This window comes from Bradyrhizobium sp. 134 (assembly GCF_023074155.1).
In the GTDB taxonomy this organism is placed as follows: Bacteria; Pseudomonadota; Alphaproteobacteria; order Rhizobiales; family Xanthobacteraceae; genus Bradyrhizobium.
In genome coordinates, this window is record NZ_JADPKX010000045.1 from 147,811 (window position 1) to 165,527 (window position 17,717).

General features: G+C 64.0%; 16 protein-coding genes. 7 read left to right on the forward strand and 9 right to left on the reverse strand.

Annotated features, from left to right (window positions below):
- Positions 1-39: 39 nt before the first annotated feature.
- A complete protein-coding gene (locus tag IVA75_RS15585) occupies positions 40-357 on the forward strand; it encodes a cytochrome c (RefSeq protein WP_247290376.1) in 318 nt (105 codons plus the stop codon).
- A 6-nt stretch (positions 358-363) separates the two neighbouring features.
- Here IVA75_RS15585 and IVA75_RS15590 read toward each other — a convergent pair whose 3' ends face one another.
- Genes IVA75_RS15590 through IVA75_RS15600 form a run of 3 tightly spaced genes read right to left on the reverse strand, consistent with a single transcriptional unit; the run spans position 364 to position 3,374 of the window.
- Positions 364-1,467: an ABC-type transport auxiliary lipoprotein family protein gene (locus IVA75_RS15590; RefSeq protein ID WP_247290378.1), complete on the reverse strand. Its 1,104-nt coding sequence runs from the start codon at positions 1,465-1,467 to the stop codon at positions 364-366.
- Between the two features lie 3 nt (positions 1,468-1,470).
- On the reverse strand, positions 1,471-2,238 hold the full coding sequence (locus tag IVA75_RS15595) for an ABC transporter ATP-binding protein (protein WP_247290380.1): 768 nt from the start codon (positions 2,236-2,238) through the stop codon (positions 1,471-1,473).
- 2 nt (positions 2,239-2,240) lie between these two features.
- The gene (locus IVA75_RS15600) at positions 2,241-3,374 is read right to left on the reverse strand and encodes an ABC transporter permease (RefSeq protein ID WP_247290382.1); all 1,134 of its coding nucleotides are present in this window, start codon (positions 3,372-3,374) and stop codon (positions 2,241-2,243) included.
- A gap of 175 nt (positions 3,375-3,549) precedes the next feature.
- Here IVA75_RS15600 and IVA75_RS15605 point away from each other — a divergent pair, with 175 nt between their 5' ends.
- A complete protein-coding gene (locus IVA75_RS15605; RefSeq protein ID WP_027566706.1) occupies positions 3,550-3,825 on the forward strand; it encodes a hypothetical protein in 276 nt (91 codons plus the stop codon).
- A complete protein-coding gene (locus IVA75_RS15610; RefSeq protein WP_247290384.1) occupies positions 3,826-4,314 on the forward strand; it encodes a phage holin family protein in 489 nt (162 codons plus the stop codon).
- A 7-nt stretch (positions 4,315-4,321) separates the two neighbouring features.
- Here the strand turns inward: IVA75_RS15610 and IVA75_RS15615 are convergent, their stop codons facing one another.
- Together IVA75_RS15615 and IVA75_RS15620 are read right to left on the reverse strand one after the other, a co-directional pair.
- Positions 4,322-7,015, reverse strand: a complete 2,694-nt coding sequence (locus IVA75_RS15615) for a bifunctional acetate--CoA ligase family protein/GNAT family N-acetyltransferase (protein ID WP_247290395.1) — start codon at positions 7,013-7,015, stop codon at positions 4,322-4,324.
- Between the two features lie 70 nt (positions 7,016-7,085).
- Positions 7,086-7,925 carry a universal stress protein gene (locus tag IVA75_RS15620; RefSeq protein WP_247290397.1) on the reverse strand — a complete coding sequence of 280 codons (840 nt, stop codon included), beginning with the start codon at positions 7,923-7,925 and terminating at the stop codon, positions 7,086-7,088.
- A 193-nt stretch (positions 7,926-8,118) separates the two neighbouring features.
- On the opposite strand from IVA75_RS15620, the gene IVA75_RS15625 reads away from it, so the two are divergent.
- Positions 8,119-9,651: a bifunctional aminoglycoside phosphotransferase/ATP-binding protein gene (locus IVA75_RS15625; RefSeq protein WP_247290399.1), complete on the forward strand. Its 1,533-nt coding sequence runs from the start codon at positions 8,119-8,121 to the stop codon at positions 9,649-9,651.
- A gap of 12 nt (positions 9,652-9,663) precedes the next feature.
- Positions 9,664-10,635, forward strand: a complete 972-nt coding sequence (locus IVA75_RS15630) for a CHAD domain-containing protein (protein ID WP_247290402.1) — start codon at positions 9,664-9,666, stop codon at positions 10,633-10,635.
- Here IVA75_RS15630 and IVA75_RS15635 read toward each other — a convergent pair.
- Entirely contained in the window at positions 10,632-12,479 is a 1,848-nt protein-coding gene (locus IVA75_RS15635) for an alpha/beta fold hydrolase (protein WP_247290404.1), read from the reverse strand. The two genes, IVA75_RS15630 and IVA75_RS15635, sit on opposite strands and share 4 nt — an antisense overlap.
- A 190-nt stretch (positions 12,480-12,669) precedes the next feature.
- Between IVA75_RS15635 and IVA75_RS15640 the strand changes: the two genes are divergently transcribed.
- Complete coding sequence (locus IVA75_RS15640) at positions 12,670-13,398, forward strand: CBS domain-containing protein (RefSeq protein ID WP_247290406.1); 729 nt, start codon at positions 12,670-12,672, stop codon at positions 13,396-13,398.
- Between the two features lie 32 nt (positions 13,399-13,430).
- On the opposite strand, the gene IVA75_RS15645 is transcribed toward IVA75_RS15640, so the two are convergent.
- From IVA75_RS15645 to IVA75_RS15655, 3 genes are all read right to left on the reverse strand, one after another.
- Positions 13,431-13,889 carry a RidA family protein gene (locus tag IVA75_RS15645; RefSeq protein ID WP_027566698.1) on the reverse strand — a complete coding sequence of 153 codons (459 nt, stop codon included), beginning with the start codon at positions 13,887-13,889 and terminating at the stop codon, positions 13,431-13,433.
- A gap of 21 nt (positions 13,890-13,910) precedes the next feature.
- A complete protein-coding gene (locus tag IVA75_RS15650; protein ID WP_247290408.1) occupies positions 13,911-15,602 on the reverse strand; it encodes a benzoate-CoA ligase family protein in 1,692 nt (563 codons plus the stop codon).
- A gap of 146 nt (positions 15,603-15,748) precedes the next feature.
- The gene (locus tag IVA75_RS15655; RefSeq protein WP_027566696.1) at positions 15,749-16,240 is read right to left on the reverse strand and encodes a MarR family transcriptional regulator; all 492 of its coding nucleotides are present in this window, start codon (positions 16,238-16,240) and stop codon (positions 15,749-15,751) included.
- A gap of 277 nt (positions 16,241-16,517) precedes the next feature.
- On the opposite strand from IVA75_RS15655, the gene IVA75_RS15660 reads away from it, so the two are divergent.
- Positions 16,518-17,693, forward strand: a complete 1,176-nt coding sequence (locus IVA75_RS15660) for an ABC transporter substrate-binding protein (RefSeq protein ID WP_247290410.1) — start codon at positions 16,518-16,520, stop codon at positions 17,691-17,693.
- Positions 17,694-17,717 lie beyond the last annotated feature (24 nt).

A 17,717-nucleotide genomic window follows, 5' to 3' on the forward strand; every position in this document is an offset into this window, starting at 1 on the left:
GCCCTATTCTTCTCCCGGACTTAAACGGGGTCACTTTACATGCTGCAAGGCACGCTGCGTCACGGGTTGGTCGGGTTGCTTCTGATGACGCGTGCCCTGGCGGCCCCGACCGCCGAACAACGCGGCAAGGCCTTTGCGCGCGCCAATTGCGCCCGTTGCCACGCGATCGACCGTGCGTCGAACAGTCCGCTCAAGATCGCGCCGCCGCTGCGAGCCCTGCACCAGCGCTATCCGATCGAGAGCCTTGGGGAGGCGCTGGCCGAGGGCATCAACACCGGCCACGCCGACATGCCGGCCTTCGAGCTCAGTCCGGACCAGATTCACGATCTCCTGTCCTACCTCAAGACCCTGGAATAGCCGCCCTCATACCGCTTGCACCGTCCAGCCGATCAGCTCCTTCGCGATGCGCGTGAAGGCCGTATCGAACGCTGCGACCGCCGCGGCCGGTTCAACCTTGTCGAGCTTTTCGCTGGTCTCGATGAGACGCGAGGCGACCACCTTGCCGTTCTTGTCGACGATCCGGGCCGACAGGACGATCTCGACCCGTGTCTCTCCCTCGGTGGCAATGCGGAAGCGCCTGATGTCGATCAGCAGCTGATAGTCCGCCTGCCCGAGATCGGCCGTGCGCAACGGCGCATGGGCGATGTCGTAGTTCTCAAAACTGTCGATCAGCCGCGCCTGCACCAGCTTCGGAATGCTGTCGGCCCAGAGGAAGTCCGCAAAGCCCGGATTATCCCCGCCGGGCGCGAACAGCATGCGCTGGGTCTGGAGCATGGCGACCGCCGTCGGCTCGGGAATGGCCAGTGACGCCGCGAGCGTCTTGGTCGCAGGACCGAGGTTCTGCGGCGTGCGCAGGTCATAGGTGACTTTCTGCGCCGGCGTTCCGCCGCCAGTCATTTTCTCCAGGCCCGCCAAAATGCCGTCAATCTTGCCGGTGTTGCGCGCAAGCCCGTCCGAGAAGGTCTTGAGATTGGCGATGGTGTCCTTCAGCGGGCCCGAATTGTCCTCCAGCACGGTGTCGACCCGCCGCAGTGCATCCCGCGCGGCCTGCGTCATGCTCTGGCCCGCACCCGCCTCGGCAATCAGGGTCGGGGGCTCGCCGGATTTGGCGACGATGATGCCTCCCTCAAGGGTCACCACCGGCACGCCGGTCAGCCCTTGGAAATCGAGCCCGACCCTGCTGTCGGCGCGCACAGGCGTGGTTGAAGCAACCGATATCGTCGCATTGACGAAGCGTGGATTGTCCGGCGCAAGCCCGAGCTGGGTGACCTCGCCGACGCGGATGCCGTTGAACAGCACACCGGCGCCGACCAGAAGACCGGGCACCGGGCCCTGGAATTGCACGTGATAGCTCGTGCGCGGCCCGATGCCGCCGGTGTTGTTCAGCCAATAGACGAAGCCGAACACCGCGAGAATCGCAGCCAGGACGAAACTGCCGATCAGCACGTAGGGAGCGCGGGTTTCCATGTCTCATCTCATCTCGTGTTGCAGCATCTGCGAGCGCTTGCCGTGGAAATAGGCCCGCACCCAGGGATGCTCGGATTGCAGCAGTTCGCGCATCGGACCGATCGCCACGATCTTGCCGTCGGCGAGAGCGGCGACGCGATCACAGACCGTGGTGAGGCTCGCCAGATCATGGGTGACCATGAACACGGTGAGGCCGAGGGTCTTTTGCAGGGTCCCGATCAGCGCGTCGAAATCGCCCGCAGCGATCGGATCGAGACCTGATGTCGGCTCGTCCAGGAACAGGATCGGCGGATCGAGCGCGAGCGCGCGCGCCAGCGCGACTCGCTTGGTCATGCCACCGGACAGCTCCGCCGGATATTTATCGGCGTCCTGCGCCCGCAGCCCGACCATTTCGAGCTTGGCGATCGCGATCTCGTCCATCAGCTCCTGCGACAGGACGAGATTTTCACGGAGCGGAAACTGGATGTTCTGCCGGACCGTCAGCGAGGAGAACAGCGCGCCCTGCTGGAACAGGATGCCCCATGTCGTGGCGGCGCCTTCGGTACGGCCGCCGATCGGCCGTCCCGTAACCTCGATGGTCCCGCCTTGGCGCGGGATGAGGCCGATGATGGTTCGCATCAGCACCGACTTGCCACCACCGGACGCCCCCACGAGCCCGAGGATCTCACCCCGGCGCACGTCGAGGGACAGATGATCGAGCACGGTCTGCCGGCCGAAGCCGACCACGAGGTCGCGGACGCGGATCGCGAACTGCTCTTGCGATTCTTCCATGATCACATTCCGATCGAGGCGAAGAAGATCGCGAACAGGCCGTCGAGCACGATCACCAGGAAGATCGACTTGACCACCGACGTCGTGGTCTGTCGTCCCAGCGACTCGGCGCTGCCCTTCACGCGCAAGCCCTCGCTGCAGGCGACTACTCCGATCACCAGCGCCATGAACGGCGCCTTCAGGATGCCCACCTCGAAATGGGTGACCGAGATCGCCTCGTGCAGCCGCGCGATGTAGATCGCCGGCGCCATGCCGCCATAGAACTGCGCGACCAGGCCGCCGCCATAGAGTGCGGCGATCGATCCGATGAAAGCAAGGATCGGCAGCGCAATCACCAGGGCCGCAACCCGCGGCAGGATCAGGACGTGGACGGGATCGAGGCCCATGGTCGACAGCGCGTCGACCTCCTCGCGCATCTTCATCGAGCCGAGCTCGGCGGTGTAGGCGCTTCCCGAGCGGCCGGCGACCATGATGGCGACGATCAGCACGCCGAGCTCGCGCAGCACCAGGATGCCGACCATGTCGACGGTGTAGGACTCCGCGCCGAACCTGCGGAAATGGAAAAATCCCTGCTGGGCGATGATGGCGCCGATCAGGAAGGTGATCAGCACGACGATGGGGATGGCCTGCCAGCCGATGCGGTAGAGCTGGTAGATCAGCGATGTCAGTCGCAGCGAGCGCGGCCGGCGCAGCACGCCGATCAGGGCCATGAACAGCGCACCCAGCATTTGAAGAAAGATCGTGATGTCTTCGCGCGCGCCGACCGTGGACTTGCCGAGATCGTTCAGCCTGAGCAGAACAGGGTTGGGTGCAGGCGCCGGCGGCGGGGTGTGGCGGTTGACCTGGCGCACCTCGTCCATCAGGCCACTGAAATGGTCGGCGACACCGATAAACTCGGCCGACCTGCCGGATGATGAAGCCCTGCGCGACAGCTTTTCCAGGACCCAGGCGCCGAGCGTGTCGAGCGCGCTGACGCCCGACATGTCCAGGGTCACGGCTCTGGATTGATCGACATCAGCCCCGACCGACCGGGACAATGTCTCCAGCATCGACACGTTCGCGGCAATCCACGGCCCTTCCGGGCACAATTTCAGCTCTTCGCCGGAGGTTGCCAGCAACAGCGGTTCGGAGTTCACGCTTCCACCTCATCGGGACAACCGGGTCCCCATTCAGCCGGTCATTCTAGGCCAGCATGTGGCAGCCGGTTTGACCTGTCTCAAGACCACGACGCGTCTGCCTTCTTGACGCAAATCAAGCCCGGTCGGGCCGGTGAGTCCTAGGTTTGTTTCCATTAACGGGGAAATCAGATCCATGTTCGACAGCGACAGGATGAGCGAAGAACTGCGCACGCTGAAGCTTGACGTCACACGCTTGCTGAGCACGGCCGGCGAGGAGATGTTCGACAGTTCGAAAGACCGCGCGGAGGCGCTTGCCGATCAGATCAGGGCCGCGCTCGCCGAGCTCGGCGAGACCGTCGACGAGGAGCAGCAGCAGCTTCAGGGCCTCATTGCGGACCGCCCGATCACATCATTGGCCTCGGCCTTCGCGCTCGGCGTGGTCGTCGGCTTTATGCTGCGGAGGCACTAGGTGAACACCGAAAATGTCGTCAAACATCTGCGTGTGCTCTGGCGTACCGACAGGATCATCGCGGACATCAGGCTGCGCCACCTTCTGATCGGCCTAGGCCTGCGCGCCTTTGCGGCGCTGATCGCCGCGTTCGGGCTCCTGATGCTGGAGCTGTCCGCCTATTTCGCACTGGTGCAGATCTGGAGTGCCATTGGCGCGGCGGCCATCCTCGGCGCCGTCAATTTTGCCATCGCCACAATTCTCTTTGTGATTGCCGGCCGGCCTCCTGCAGGCCGCGACATCGAACTCGCCAACGAGATTCACTGCGCATCCATCGAAGCACTTCAGCTCGAGGCACGCACATTCCAGGCCCAGGTGTCGGGGGCCGTGCACCATCCGCTCGGCACGATCGTGCCCGTGCTGGTGCCGCTGATTGCGGTCCTGGTCAAGACTTTGCGGAGACCGGCCAAGGACTCCGCCGCGGCAAATCCGGCCGAAGCGCGCTCATAGCGGGCGCTCAAAGTTTCAGCCTGACGTCGCAAATATCCGGCTCGGTCGGATCCGGCTTCACCTCGAAGCCGAGCTGCCGGCACATTTCGAGCATCGTGGTGTTCTCCCTGAGAACATCACCGGAGATCGCTTTGAGCCCCTCCGATCTCGCGTAGTCGATGATCAGCTGCATCAGGGCCCATCCCAGCCCCTTGCCCTTGAGATCGGACCGCAGCAGGATCGCATATTCACCGCTCTCGTAGATCGAGTCCGAATGGAGTCGGACCACGCCGACCATCTCGCCGGTCGCCTCGTCGAACGCGATAAAGGCCATTGCGCGCGCGTAGTCGAGCTGGGTCAGGCGCGCGATGAACTCGTGGGTGAACTCCTTCATCGGCGCGAAGAAACGCAGGCGAAGGTCGTGCGCCGTGACATGACGCAGAAATGCGTGGATGGTCGGCTCGTCCTCCGGACGCAGCGGCCGCGCGAAGATCCGCCAGCCCTCTTTGAGCTTGAGGCGGCGCTCCCATTGCGACGGATAGGCCCGAACGGCGAAATTGGCGGCGCCGGAGCCCGCAAACTTCCGTTGCGGTGGCCCGACCGCGACGCGAGCGTCGACCGCGGTCACGCCGGTTTCGTCCGCCAGCAGCGGATTGATGTCGAATTCACGGATCCCGGGAAGGTCGGCGGCCATCTGCGCCAGCTTGACCAGGATCATGGCGACCGCGTCGGGCTTCACCGCCGGCACGTCCCGGTAAGCGCGAAGCAGCCGTGACACGCGCGTGCGGTCGATCAGGTCGCGGGCCAGTTGCAGATCGAGCGGCGGCAGCGCAAGCGCCTTGTCGTTGATGATCTCGACCGCGGTCCCGCCGCGGCCGAACACGACGACGGTGCCGAAGGTCGGATCGTCGGCGAGGCCCAAGATCAACTCGCGCGCCTTCGCCTTCACGACCATCGCCTGCACGATGACGCCCTCGATGCGAGCTTCGGGACGCAGCTTCCCCGCCCGGGCGAGAATGTCGGTGGCGGCGGCGCGGACCGCCTCGACCGTCGTCAGATTGAGCACGACGCCGCCGACATCGGATTTGTGGACGATGTCGCGCGACATGATCTTCAGCACGACCGTGGCGCCTTGCGCAAAGATGTCTTTCGCGTAGGCCACCGCCTGCTCGACATCGGCCGCGGCGTATGTGGGCACCATCGCGATATCGTAGGCTTCGAGCAGGTGCTTGATCTCGACGGGCTCGAGCCATTGGCGGCCGTCTGCGATGGCAGCAGCTATGATCTGTTTTGCAGCACGCGCGTCCGGCACGAAAGTCTCGGGCATCGCCGGTGGAACCTGGCTCAGCTCCTCCACGACTTCGCGGTGCCTCACGAGGTACATGAAGCCGCGCACGGCGTCATCCTCGGTCGGATAGTTCGGGATGCCCCCACCGGACAGTGTTTCGATGATGTTCTGGTCTGCTCCGATCCACGAGGCGAGCACGGGCTTGGCCCAACTGCGGTGCTTCTCGCGATATGCCTTGACCCGTTCGGTCACCATCGTTGCGATATCGGCAGCCGAGGCGATCGCGGTCTGCACGTTGAGAACGAGGACCGCATCGTTGTCGGGATCGGCGAGCAACACCTCGAGCGCCGCCGCATAGCGCGACGCATCGGCGTCGCCCACGATGTCGACGGGATTTGCGCCGGACCAGGTCGGCGGCAGCGCGTCATCGAGTTTCTTGCGGGCGTCGGCCGAGATGGCTGCCGGAATGCCGCCGAGCTCGACCAATCGGTCAATGGCGAGGACGCCGATGCCGCCGCCATTGGTCAGGATGGCGAGGCGCTTTCCCGCCGGCGATTCGACGCGGCCGAGCGTCTCGGCGCAATCGAACAGCTCACGCAGATCGGAGACCCGCAGGACGCCCGCGCGCCGGAACGCCGCGTCATAGACGGCGTCGGCGCCGGCGAGTGCACCGGTATGGGTGGCGGCCGCCTTCGCGCCCTGCGCCATTCGGCCGGACTTCACCACCACGACCGGCTTCACACGCGCCGCGGCTCGCGCGGCCGACATGAACTTGCGCGCGTCCTTGATGGCTTCGATGTAGAGCAGAATCGCGCGGGTCTTGTGATCCATCGCGAAATGGTCGAGCAGATCGGCAACATCGACGTCGATTTGATCGCCGATCGAGACGATGCCGGAGAAGCCGACGCCGCGCTGCGCGGCCCAATCGACCATGCCGGCCGCGATCGCGCCTGATTGCGAGATCAGCGCGAGATTCCCCGACCCCGGCATGTGCGCGGCAAAACTGGCATTGAGGCTCACGCCGGGCATCATGATGCCCAGGCAGTTCGGCCCGATCAGCCGCATGCCGTATTTGCGGGCCGCAGCGATGGCGGCTTCCTGCAGGGACCCCGGTCCGTGACCGAGCCCGGCCGAGACGATCAGGGCGCCCGCCGAGCCGCGTCGCCCGGCTTGATCGACGATGCCGGGAACCGCGCGCGCCGGCGCGGTGATGATCACGAGCTCGGGTACGAACGGCAATTTGTCGAGGCTGTCCACGGCCGCGACGCCGCCGATCTCGGCATGGCGCGGATTGACGAGGCCGAACTGTCCCGTGAATCCAGCCTTGCGGATGTTCTCCAGAACGGCGCGTCCAACGGACACCGGGCGGGCGCTCGCACCGACGAGCGCGACCGAACGCGGCGACAGCAGGTTCTTCAGACGATAGGTTGACATGAAAACAAATGCGCCCGGTCGGCGGCGGTTCCGATGGTTGACGATCAAGCCCGATAAACTGGCGACCCGCCTAGTACGAGAGCATAACCCAGCACGGTGGCTCGCCAATGACGGTCTTTGTCACACCGCCCCAAACGATCTCGTTCAGGCGCGAATGATGGTAAGCGCCCATCACGATTGCATCGATGGCATGGGAATTCGCCCAGCTTCCGAGCACCTTGCCAATCGAGCTGCCGCTGCCCGTCGTGGTTTCGAACGAGGCGTAGACCCCATGTTCCCTCAAATGATCGACCAGAGCCGTCCCGGATTGCACGATCGCGTCTGACTTGTCGTCCGCCACGGTCACGACGCGGACCAGGGCTGCTGCCTGAAGGATAGGCAGCGCGTCGCCGACCGCACGCGCCGCACGCGCGGAGTGATCCCAGGCGATCATGACGTTCTCGAATTCCGGTCGCAGTTCGTCCACATGCTGCTCCGGGCAAAGCAGCACTGGCCGCCCGGATTCGAACAGGAGCGTCTCGATGATGTGCTCGGTTCGGCTGTCGTGCTGCTTCACGGGGAGCAGCGTGAGATCGCTGAAGCGTCCGTGCTCGGCCAGCACTGAGGCGATCTGGTCTGCCGGCACCTTGGCCGACCGGCTTTGAGCGCGGATGCCGGTGCGGGAGGTTGCACGGGTGAACGCGCCCAGGAGATCCTGCGTGTCGCCCGCCCCAAGCGGCCCGTTTGCCTCGGCCGCATCGGAATCATCGGGGAGCATCACCTTCGGCCGCACGAAGACATCCTCCTCGAGGGCAAGCGCGGTGATCCTGGCGCCGAGGTCGGCGGCAACGGCCACGCATTTCTCGATCGCAGCAAGGGCCGGGCCGCGTGGCTGGCCTACGAGCGGCAGAAAGACGTCCTTGATCGGCATCGGGATTCTCCTCAGGCGCCAGAATAGGCTGGCTTTGGTCGGGACGCTTGATCCTCGTCAAGCCCGGGAACTTCGACCGGCCGGAAGGAGACAGGCGTTGACCGAAGTCAAGGACTGGCCGCGATCTGCTTCTATGGATTACCCTGATCGCGGGGCGAGCCGCCTTCCGACGCATCTGGACGTACCAGCTGGAATGACAGACGATTCTGCGACTCAGGACCGGATCTTTGCGGCGCTCACCAATTCCGCGGATCATCCAAACGTGAGGCGGATCGATACGCACGCCGCTTCAGTCTTCCTCGAAGGTAGACGCGCCCTGAAAATCAAGCGCGCCGTGAAATTTCCATTCCTCGATTATTCGACGCTCGAGAAGCGCAAGGCGGCGTGTGAGAAGGAGATCAGGATCAACCGGGCGCTGGCGCCGCAGATCTATCACCGCGTCGTGGCGATCACGGAACAGTCCAATGGATCGGTGAAGGTCGACGGAAGCGGCCGGCCGATCGAGTATGCGGTCGAGATGTTGCGCTTCGACGAAAGCCGCACGCTGGATCATCTGGCCAAGGCCGGAGCGCTGGATGACACTTTTGCTTCGGCTGTCGCCGACGCGATCGCCGCTTCGCATGCGCAGGCTGTTGGCGCCAACGGCAACGCATGGGTTTCCTCCATCCCCGGCCTGATCGATGGCAACAGCAATGGCCTGCGGACCGGCAATCATTTCGAAGGCGAAGAGATCGCAGAACTCGGCAGAGACTCGCACGCGATGTTGGTCCGGCTCCGGCCTTTGCTCGAAGAGCGCGGCCGTCAAGGCTTCGTCCGCCGCTGCCATGGCGACCTGCATCTTGCGAACATCGTGTCGATCGACGAGAAGCCGGTGCTGTTCGACGCCATCGAATTCGATGCGCAGATGGCAACCACCGACGTGCTCTACGATCTCGCATTCGGATTGATGGACCTGTTGCACCACGGTCAGGCACGCGCGGCCAACATCGTGCTGAACCGTTATCTCGCCGCGACTCCGGTCGAAAATCTCGACGCGCTCTCCGCACTGCCATTGTTCATGTCCATCCGGGCGGCGATCCGCGCCCAGGTCGCGCTGGCACGGCTGAAGCCGCCGCATTCCGATGATCCCAGCATTCTCGACGGGGCGCGGCGCTATTTTGGCCTAGCCCGCGCGCTGATCCAGCCGCCGGCTCCCCGGCTAATTGCAGTCGGCGGATTGTCAGGCACCGGAAAGACGATCTTGGCACGCACGCTCGCGCCGGAGGTCACGCCGCAGCCGGGCGCAGTCGTGCTGCGCAGCGACCTGGTCCGCAAGCAGATGTTCGGAGTCGAGGACACGGACCGGCTGCCGGCATCCGCATACACGCCGGAGGTTACCGCCCGCGTTTACGACATGTTGGCTGAGTACGCCGGGCGGGTGCTGGCGCAAGGCCATTCAGCGATCATCGACGGCGTGTTCGCCCGCGAGGACGAACGAGACGCGGTCGCCGCGCTGGCGCGCGAGCGCAACGTGCCGCTGAGCGGCCTGTTTCTGGTTGCCGACCTCGCGACCCGGCAGGCGCGGATCGGAGGCCGCCGGGGCGACGCATCCGACGCCACGCAAGAGGTTGCCGCGCTGCAAGAGCACTATAATATCGGCCATGTCGGTTGGGCGACCATCGACGCATCCGGGACGCAAGAGCAGACGCTCCAGAACTGCCGGGACGCGATCGCCGAGAGCAAGTAAGGCAATCTGCAAATGGCGCGACCCAGCACGAATTCGACGGCCGCGCGCGTCAAGCCTGCGGCGAGGCACGATGTCCTGCCCGGCCGCCTCAGCCCCGGCATGGTTTGCGACACCGCGTTCCGGATCATCGCCCGCCGTCACCTCGCCGCCGTTCTCGCCCAGCATGACGGCACCTGCCGCGGCGATCCCGAGGCACTGCACCAGATCCGGATTGCACTGACGCATCTGCGCACCGCCATCCGCTTCTTCTCGCCGATGGTCGATGATGCCCTTCGGCCAGAGGTCTGGATCGAACTGAAATGGTTGAACAGCCAACTCGGCATGGTCCGGGACCTCGACGTGGCAATCGAGCGGGTCATCGCCGAGAGTGGAGGCGAGTTGACCGTGATTGCCGAGCTCCAGCATTGGGACGAAAAGCGCGCCGAGAGCCACCGCCTGCTGGCGCGCGCGCTGCAATCCGCGCGGTATCTCCGTCTCGTCGAGCAGACGTCAGCCTGGATCGAGAGCGGCCCCTGGTCGACCCGGCGCAGCAAGGAAGCTATCAGGCTACGCCGCTGCACGCTCGCCGACCACGCAACAGCGAAACTCACGCAATGGGAAAAGACGCTGCTCAAGACAGCGCGCAAGCTCCGCAAGCTTGACGTCGAGAAACGGCACAAGCTGCGGCTTCTCAACAAGCGGCTGACCTATTCGATCGAGTCGCTCGAGGACCTGTTCGCCGACGAGTCGCTGACCAAGCAGAAGTCGATCCTCAAGCAATTGCGCAAGGCGCAAAAGTCCCTCGGACAACTGAACGACGATGCGCGAGGTCAGGCCCTGGCGGCGTCGTTGAACGAGGCCGTCCCCGAGGCGGGCATTCGCTTCCTCAATCGCAAGCGCGAAAAGAAACTGTTGCGGATCGCTTCGGACGCCTACCGGAAACTGGACAAGGCCAAGCCGTTCCGCTCCGCCGACCTTGCGCCGAATGCTGAGCCTGAGGACTAGGTGTGGACGTAGTCTCCCGGCGCGTCGGGCAGACCGTCAAGGTCTCCGCCTCCGATTTGCGGCGGATCGCAGGGCGCCCCGGAGTGTGCGGCCAGCCATTCGGCCCATTCCGGCCACCACGATCCCTCGACTTGCGGTGCCAGCTTCAGCCATTCGTCCGGGCCAACATAGCGCGCATCGGCGGCCTTGATCAGCACCTGATAGCTGTGGCCGGGCTCGTCCGGCGGCGCGACGACGCCGGCATTGTGGCCGCCGCTGGTCAACACAAAGGTCACGTCGGCATCGACCTGATAGTGGATCTTGTAGACCGATCGCCACGGCGCCACGTGATCGGCGAGCGTGCCGACCACGAACATCGGCGCACGGATGTCGGAAAGCGACACACTCTTGTCCTCGACACGATAGCGGCCCTCGGCGAGATCGTTGCCCAGGAATAGCTTTCGCAGATACTCCGAATGCATGCGATAAGGCAGCCGCGTGGCGTCGGCGTTCCAGGCCATCAGGTCGCTCGGTGGCGCGCCCTCGCCCATCAGATAGTCGTGCGACAGCCGCGACCAGATCAGTTCGTTGGAGCGCAACAACTGGAACGCGCCGGCCATCTGCGTCGTGTCCAGATAGCCCCGCTGCCACATCAGGTCCTCGAGAAAGGCGACCTGGCTCTCGTTGACGAAAAGCGTCAGCTCGCCGGCCTCGGTGAAATCCGTCTGTGCGGCAAGCAGGGTGGTCGTGCACAGTCGCTTGTCGCCATCGCGTGCCATCGCAGCCGCAGCCATCGACAGCAATGTGCCACCCAGGCAGTAGCCGAGCGCATGGGTCTTCCGGCCCGGCAGGATCCGGCCGATCATGTCCAACGCCGCCATGACACCCAGCTTGCGATAGTCGTCGAAGGCAACATCCCGGTCTTTGGCATCCGGATTTCGCCAGGAAATCGCGAATACGGTGAAGCCTTGGCCGGTCAGATACCTCACCAGAGAATTCTGCGGCGACAGATCGAGGATGTAGTACTTCATGATCCAGGCGGGCACGATCAGGATTGGCTCGGGTCGCACTTGAGCCGTCGTCGGATGGTACTGGATCAGCTCGATCAACGCATTGCGATAAACGACCTTGCCCGGCGAAGCCGCGACCGTCTTGCCGACGATGAACTGTTCGTCGCCCGCTGGCCTTGCGGCGGAGAGCAGGCGCATCAGGTCGCTGCACCAGTTCTGCCAGCCGAATACGAAATTCTCCCCGCCGCTCCGGAACGCCTTCTCCAGCACTTGCGGATTGGTCGCCGCGAAATTCGACGGCGCCAGCATGTCGAGCATCTGACGCATCGAGAATTCGACGATGGCTTCATTTGCGTGCGACACGCCGCGTACGCCGGTCGTGGCATCGTGCCACCAGCGCTCTCTGAGCAGGAACGCCTGCGCAAGCAGATTGAACGGTGCGGCTTCCCACTGCGGCCCCCTGAAGCGACGATCCCGTCCCTGCGGTGCAATCACGGACCACGGCTTTTGCGACGTCGCATGCGCGGCGGCTTCCAGGAACTGGCCCATGTCGCGAAGGACATTGCGCGACATCTCCACCTGACGCTGCGGCGCGGCAGCCAGATGAGAGCTCCAATCGAGCCAGGCGAGCAACAAGGCCAGCGGCGAAATCCCGCCCGTCAACCGCGCCAGCATCGCATGAAACGCGCGATCGAGAGGGTATGGCTCCGATACAGGCAGGGGATCGGCGGCGACTGGCATTCCAGCCGGCGCTTCGGGGCCGGTCGTAGAGGCTTCTGGCTCAACGACAGGATTGACGGAGAGAGCCTGCGCGGCCGGCCCTTCGGACCTTGGAAATATCTGCACGACGCTCATGGCTGAATGTTCCTGCCGGCTTCTTGGCTGCGTGGCAGCAGGATATGGCGAGGCTTGGGATGCGCGTTGAGCTGCATCAAGTCCGGGCATCGGAAAGAGCCCCGCTTCACCCCTTGACCTGCGTCAAGCCGCAGCACGACGCGAGAGCTAGGTTTTGCGCATCGACATCGACAAGCCAGCGGAGTCTGCCATGCGCGCCCATCAGATCATGACCCGGTCGGTCATCTCGGTTACGCCCGACACCAGCATCGTCGAGGCGGCAAACATCATGCTGAAGCGGCATGTCAGCGGTCTCACGGTCGTGGACAATGCCGGCAAGCTGGTCGGCGTGGTCTCGGAAGGCGACTTCATCCGCCGCAGCGAAATCGGCACGGGACGCAAGCGCGGGCGCTGGCTGCGGTTCATTCTCGGATCCGGCAAATCGGCCAGCGACTTCGTCCACGAGCACGGCCGCAAGGTCTCGGTGGTGATGACCTCTTCACCGGTGACCATCACCGAGGATACGGCGCTTGCCGAGATCGTCGATCTCATGGAGCGGAACAACGTGAAGCGTCTCCCGGTAATCCGCGGCGACAAAATCGTCGGCATCGTGTCGCGCGCGAACCTGCTCCAGGCGGTGGCGGACCTCGCCCGAGACGTACCCGACCCGACCGCGGACGACGATCACATTCGCAGCCGCATCATCGATACCATGGAGAAGAACGACTGGTGCCCGTTCGGGCTGAACGTCATCGTCCGCGACGGCATCGTTCATCTCAGCGGCGTCATCACCGAGGAGCGCGTGCGACAGGCCGCGGTCGTCGCAGCGGAGAACGTCAACGGCGTGAAGAAGGTGCACGACCATCTCTGCTGGGTCGACACCATGTCAGGAATATACCTGAACTCGCCCGAAGACGATGACCTCGCCAAGGCAAGCTGACCAAGGCAAGCTGACCGCGCACCGATCGCAGTTCAGCGCGGAATGACGGCGGTGGCTTCGATTTCGACGCGCGCCGTCTTCTCGACGAGGCGGACGACCTGAACCAGCGCCATCGCCGGGTAGTGCGCGCCGAAGATGGTGCGGTAGGCCTTGCCGAGCTCTTTCAGGTTCGTCAGGTACTCGTCCATGTCGACGACGTACCAGGTCAGGCGCACCAGATGCTCGGGCTGCGCGCCGGCCTCCGCGAGGATCGCGGCGATGTTGCCTAGGGTTTGGCGCACCTGCGCGACAAAACCCTCCGCGAGACGCTCCTCGGCATCCCAGCCGATGACACCGCCAGTGACGACGATGCGTCCCTCGGCGGCCATGCCGTTGGCATAGCCTTTCGGCACCGGCCAACCGGACGGTTGGAGCACCTGCGCCCTGGCGCGGGTTTCGTCCTCAGCTGCTGTCGGCAGCACCGCAAGCTGCGGGCTTTTCGGCGTCGTCACGGACAATTCTCTATCCTTCTCTCATTCCGCCGCGACGCCGGAGGACGTCACCGCGGTCTGCGCCAGTTGCCGCAGGGCAAAGCGCTTTAACTTGCCGGTCTCGGTCTTCGGTAGTTGCGTCACGAACTCGATCGCGCGCGGATATTTGTATGGCGCGATCTCGCGTTTGACATGCTCCTGCAACGCAGCCACGAGCTCGGCATCCGGCGTTACGCCCGGCGCGGCAACGACATACGCCTTCACGATCATGCCGCGCGCCTCGTCCGGCGCGCCGACGACCCCGCACTCGAGGACGGAGGGATGCGTAAGCAGCGCCGCCTCGACGTCCGTGCCTGCAATGTTGTAGCCGGCCGACACGATCATGTCGTCCGAGCGCGACTGGTACCAGAAATAGCCCTCGCTATCCATCAGATAGGTGTCGCCCGTGATGTTCCAGCCGTTCTGGACGTATTTGCGCTGCCGCTCGTCAGCGAGATAGCGGCAACCGGTCGGCCCGCGTACCGCGAGCCTTCCCATCGTGCCCGGCGGAACGTCATTGCCGGAATCATCGACGATCTTCGCTTCATACCCCGGCACCGGCTTGCCCGTCGCACCGGGGCGGATCTCGTCCTCGGTCGCGCTGATGAAGATGTGCAGCAGCTCGGTCGAGCCGATGCCGTCCATCAGCTTGATGCCGGTCGCCTTCAGCCAGGCATCGAATGTCGGCTTGGGCAGCGTCTCTCCGGCGGACACGCATTTGCAAAGCGAGGAAATATCGCGGCCCGGAAGCTTGCCGATCAACGCCCGGTACGCGGTCGGCGCGGTGAAACAGACCGTGGTCTTGTACTGCTCGATCGCATTCAGAATGTCGTCGGGCGCCGTCTTCTCCAGAACGACGAAGGAGGCGCCGATGTGCATTGGAAACAGCACGCCGCCGAAGCCGAACGTGAAGGCGAGCGGTGCCGAGCCGACGAAGCGATCCTTCTGCTCCGCGCGCAGGATGTTGCGCGCATAGCCATCGCAGACCGCCAGCATGTCACGGTGGAAATGCATGGTGCCCTTGGGATCGCCGGTCGTGCCCGACGTGAACGCGATCAGGCAGACGTCGTCGGAGGCGGTATCGACAGCCCTGAACTCCGGACTTGCATCCTCCATCAGCGCCTCGAGCGAGTCGCTGCCGCCGTTGCCCCAATAGACCACGCGCTTGAGGCCGGGGGCTGCGGCTTTCGCCTTCTCCATTTCGTCGGCGAGCTTGCCGTCGCAGAGTGCGAGTGTGATCTCGGCCTTCTGGATCGGATAGGACAGCTCCTTGGCACGCAACAGCGGCATCGTCGCGACGACGATGCCACCGGCCTTGATCACTGCCAGATAGGTCGCGACCATCAGCGGATTGTTGGCCGAACGCAGCAGCACGCGTCCGCCGGTGACGAGACCAAGCTTGCCGACCAGCACATTGGCGATGCGGTTCACGACCGTTTGCAGCTCACGATAGGTGTAGCTGACGGCGGGGCTGATCACGCAAGGAGCGTCGCCATGTCCCTGCTCGACCCAGCGGTCGAGGAAATAGCTGACGCAGTTGAGGCGGGGCGGATACTGCAGTTCCGGTCGCGTGAAGATGAATTCCGGCCAGAGCTCGGCTGGCGGAAGATGCTGCCGCGCGAACGTATCGACATGGGCTGTCGCGGCGTTATCGTCACGCGAGCCCGAGACTTGAACCTTGGCGGCGTTGGCCATCGCACGCTCCTTTCAGCATGGAAAGCACCCGGCAGCACTCACTCGGAAACATTTTAGGCTTAAAGCAATTTCGTGCAATAGCGGATTTTGGGCATCCCGTGCTTTTTCCGGCGGCAAATGGGATTGGTGGGCGCGTCAGCCGCGCACTAGGCCCGGCGGCGACCGGCCGATTTCTGCGCCGATGCCTTGGTCTTGGCGAGCAGCCGCATCAATTCGCGCACATCCTTCGGCGTCAGGTCGGCGAAAAGATCGGCGATCCAGGTCTCGTGTTCCGCGGCCATTCTGCGAAATTCGGCGCGACCGAGTTTGGTCAGCCGGATCACCTGGACGCGGCGGTCGGTCTCCGACGTGCGGCGGTCGAGATGACCGGATTCCACGAGGCGCTCGACGAGACCGGTGACGTTGCCGTTCGACACCATCATGCGCTTGGAGACGTCGGACAGCGTCATGCCGTCGGGTGCCTTGTCGAGCTGCGCCATCAGGTCGAAACGGGGCAATGTGACGTCGAAGCGCTGCCGCAACCGGCCACGGACCTCGCCCTCGATCAGCGTCGTGCAGGTCAAGAGGCGCAGCCACAGCCGAAGCTCTTCGGCGTGATCCTCCGGAGTTTCGACGGCCTTGGTCTCGGAATCGAGCATGTTGATGCAGTCACTCACGGCCTAGCATTGGCGCCCGGCACGGATTCCCAACATTTTGAGCTTCAAATAAATCGAAGCCGGCTGCAAGCCTAAAGCCGCAACAATCGATCGCATCCCGATTTCTTTAGGCTTCAAATAATTGGCGCGCCGCTTGCATGCGCCGCTGTCCGCAGATGACGACGCTTTGAGCTCGCTTGCCGCGGCAGCAATCATCGGCATAAACTTGGATTGGAGTAGCGGCTTGCAGCGCAAGTCCTGTTGTCACGGGGGACAGATCATGAAGACGCAAATGACGTTGGCCGCAGCCGCCTTGCTGCTTGGCACCACGGTGAGTCCTTCCCTCGCCCAGGAGAAAATCAAGCTGGGTGTGATCGTGACCCTGTCGGGACCCGCCGCCGCGCTCGGCCAACAGGTTCGCGACGGCTTTGCGCTCGGAATGAAGGATCTCGGCGGCAAGATGGGCGGCCGCGATGTCGAGGTCGTCGTGGTCGACGACGAATTGAAGCCGGACGCAGCGGTTACCAAGGTCAAGGGCCTTCTGGAGCGCGACAAGGTCGACTTCGTGGTCGGCCCGATCTTCTCCAACATCCTCCAGGCGATTCACCGGCCGGTCACGGAATCGAAAACCTTTCTGATCAGCCCCAATGCCGGCCCGTCCACTTTTGCCGGCAAGGATTGCAACCCGTTCTTCTATGTGACCTCGTATCAGAACGATCAGGTGCACGAAATCCTCGGCAAGGTCGCGCAGGATCGCGGCTACAAGCGCATGTATCTGATGGTGCCGAATTATCAGGCCGGCAAGGACTCGGTGGCGGGCTTCAAGCTCGACTACAAGGGCGAGATCGTCGAAGAATCCTACATGCCGCTCAACACGCTGGACTTCCAGCCGGAGCTTTCCAAGATTTCATCGCAGAAGCCGGATGCGCTCTTCACGTTCATGCCCGGCGGCCTCGGGGTCAATCTCGTCAAGCAATACCGGCAGGCTGGCCTCGCCGACAGCATTCCGGTGCTCTCGGCTTTCACGGTGGATGAATCGACGTTGCCGGCGCAGCAGGACGCGGCGGTCGGCATGTTCGGCGGCGCGAACTGGGCGCCCAATCTCGACAATCCCCAGAACAAGAAGTTCGTCGCCGCCTACGAGGCCGCCTATAACGGCGTGCCCGGTACCTACGCCTTCCAGGCGTATGATGCCGCGATGCTGATCGACAGCGCCATCAAGGCCGTGAAGGGCGACCTCTCCAACAAGGACGCGGTCGCGGCCGCTCTGAAAAAGGCCGACTTCACCTCGCTGCGCGGCGCCTTCAAGTTCAACACCAACGGTTATCCGATCCAGGATTTCTACCTGACCAAGGTCGCCAAGCGCGCGGACGGCAAGTTCCAGACCGAGATCGTCCAGAAAGTCTTTGAGAATTACGGCGACCGCTACGCCAAGGACTGCAAGGCGGCGAACTAAGCCGCACGTCGCGTCGAGGGAGGA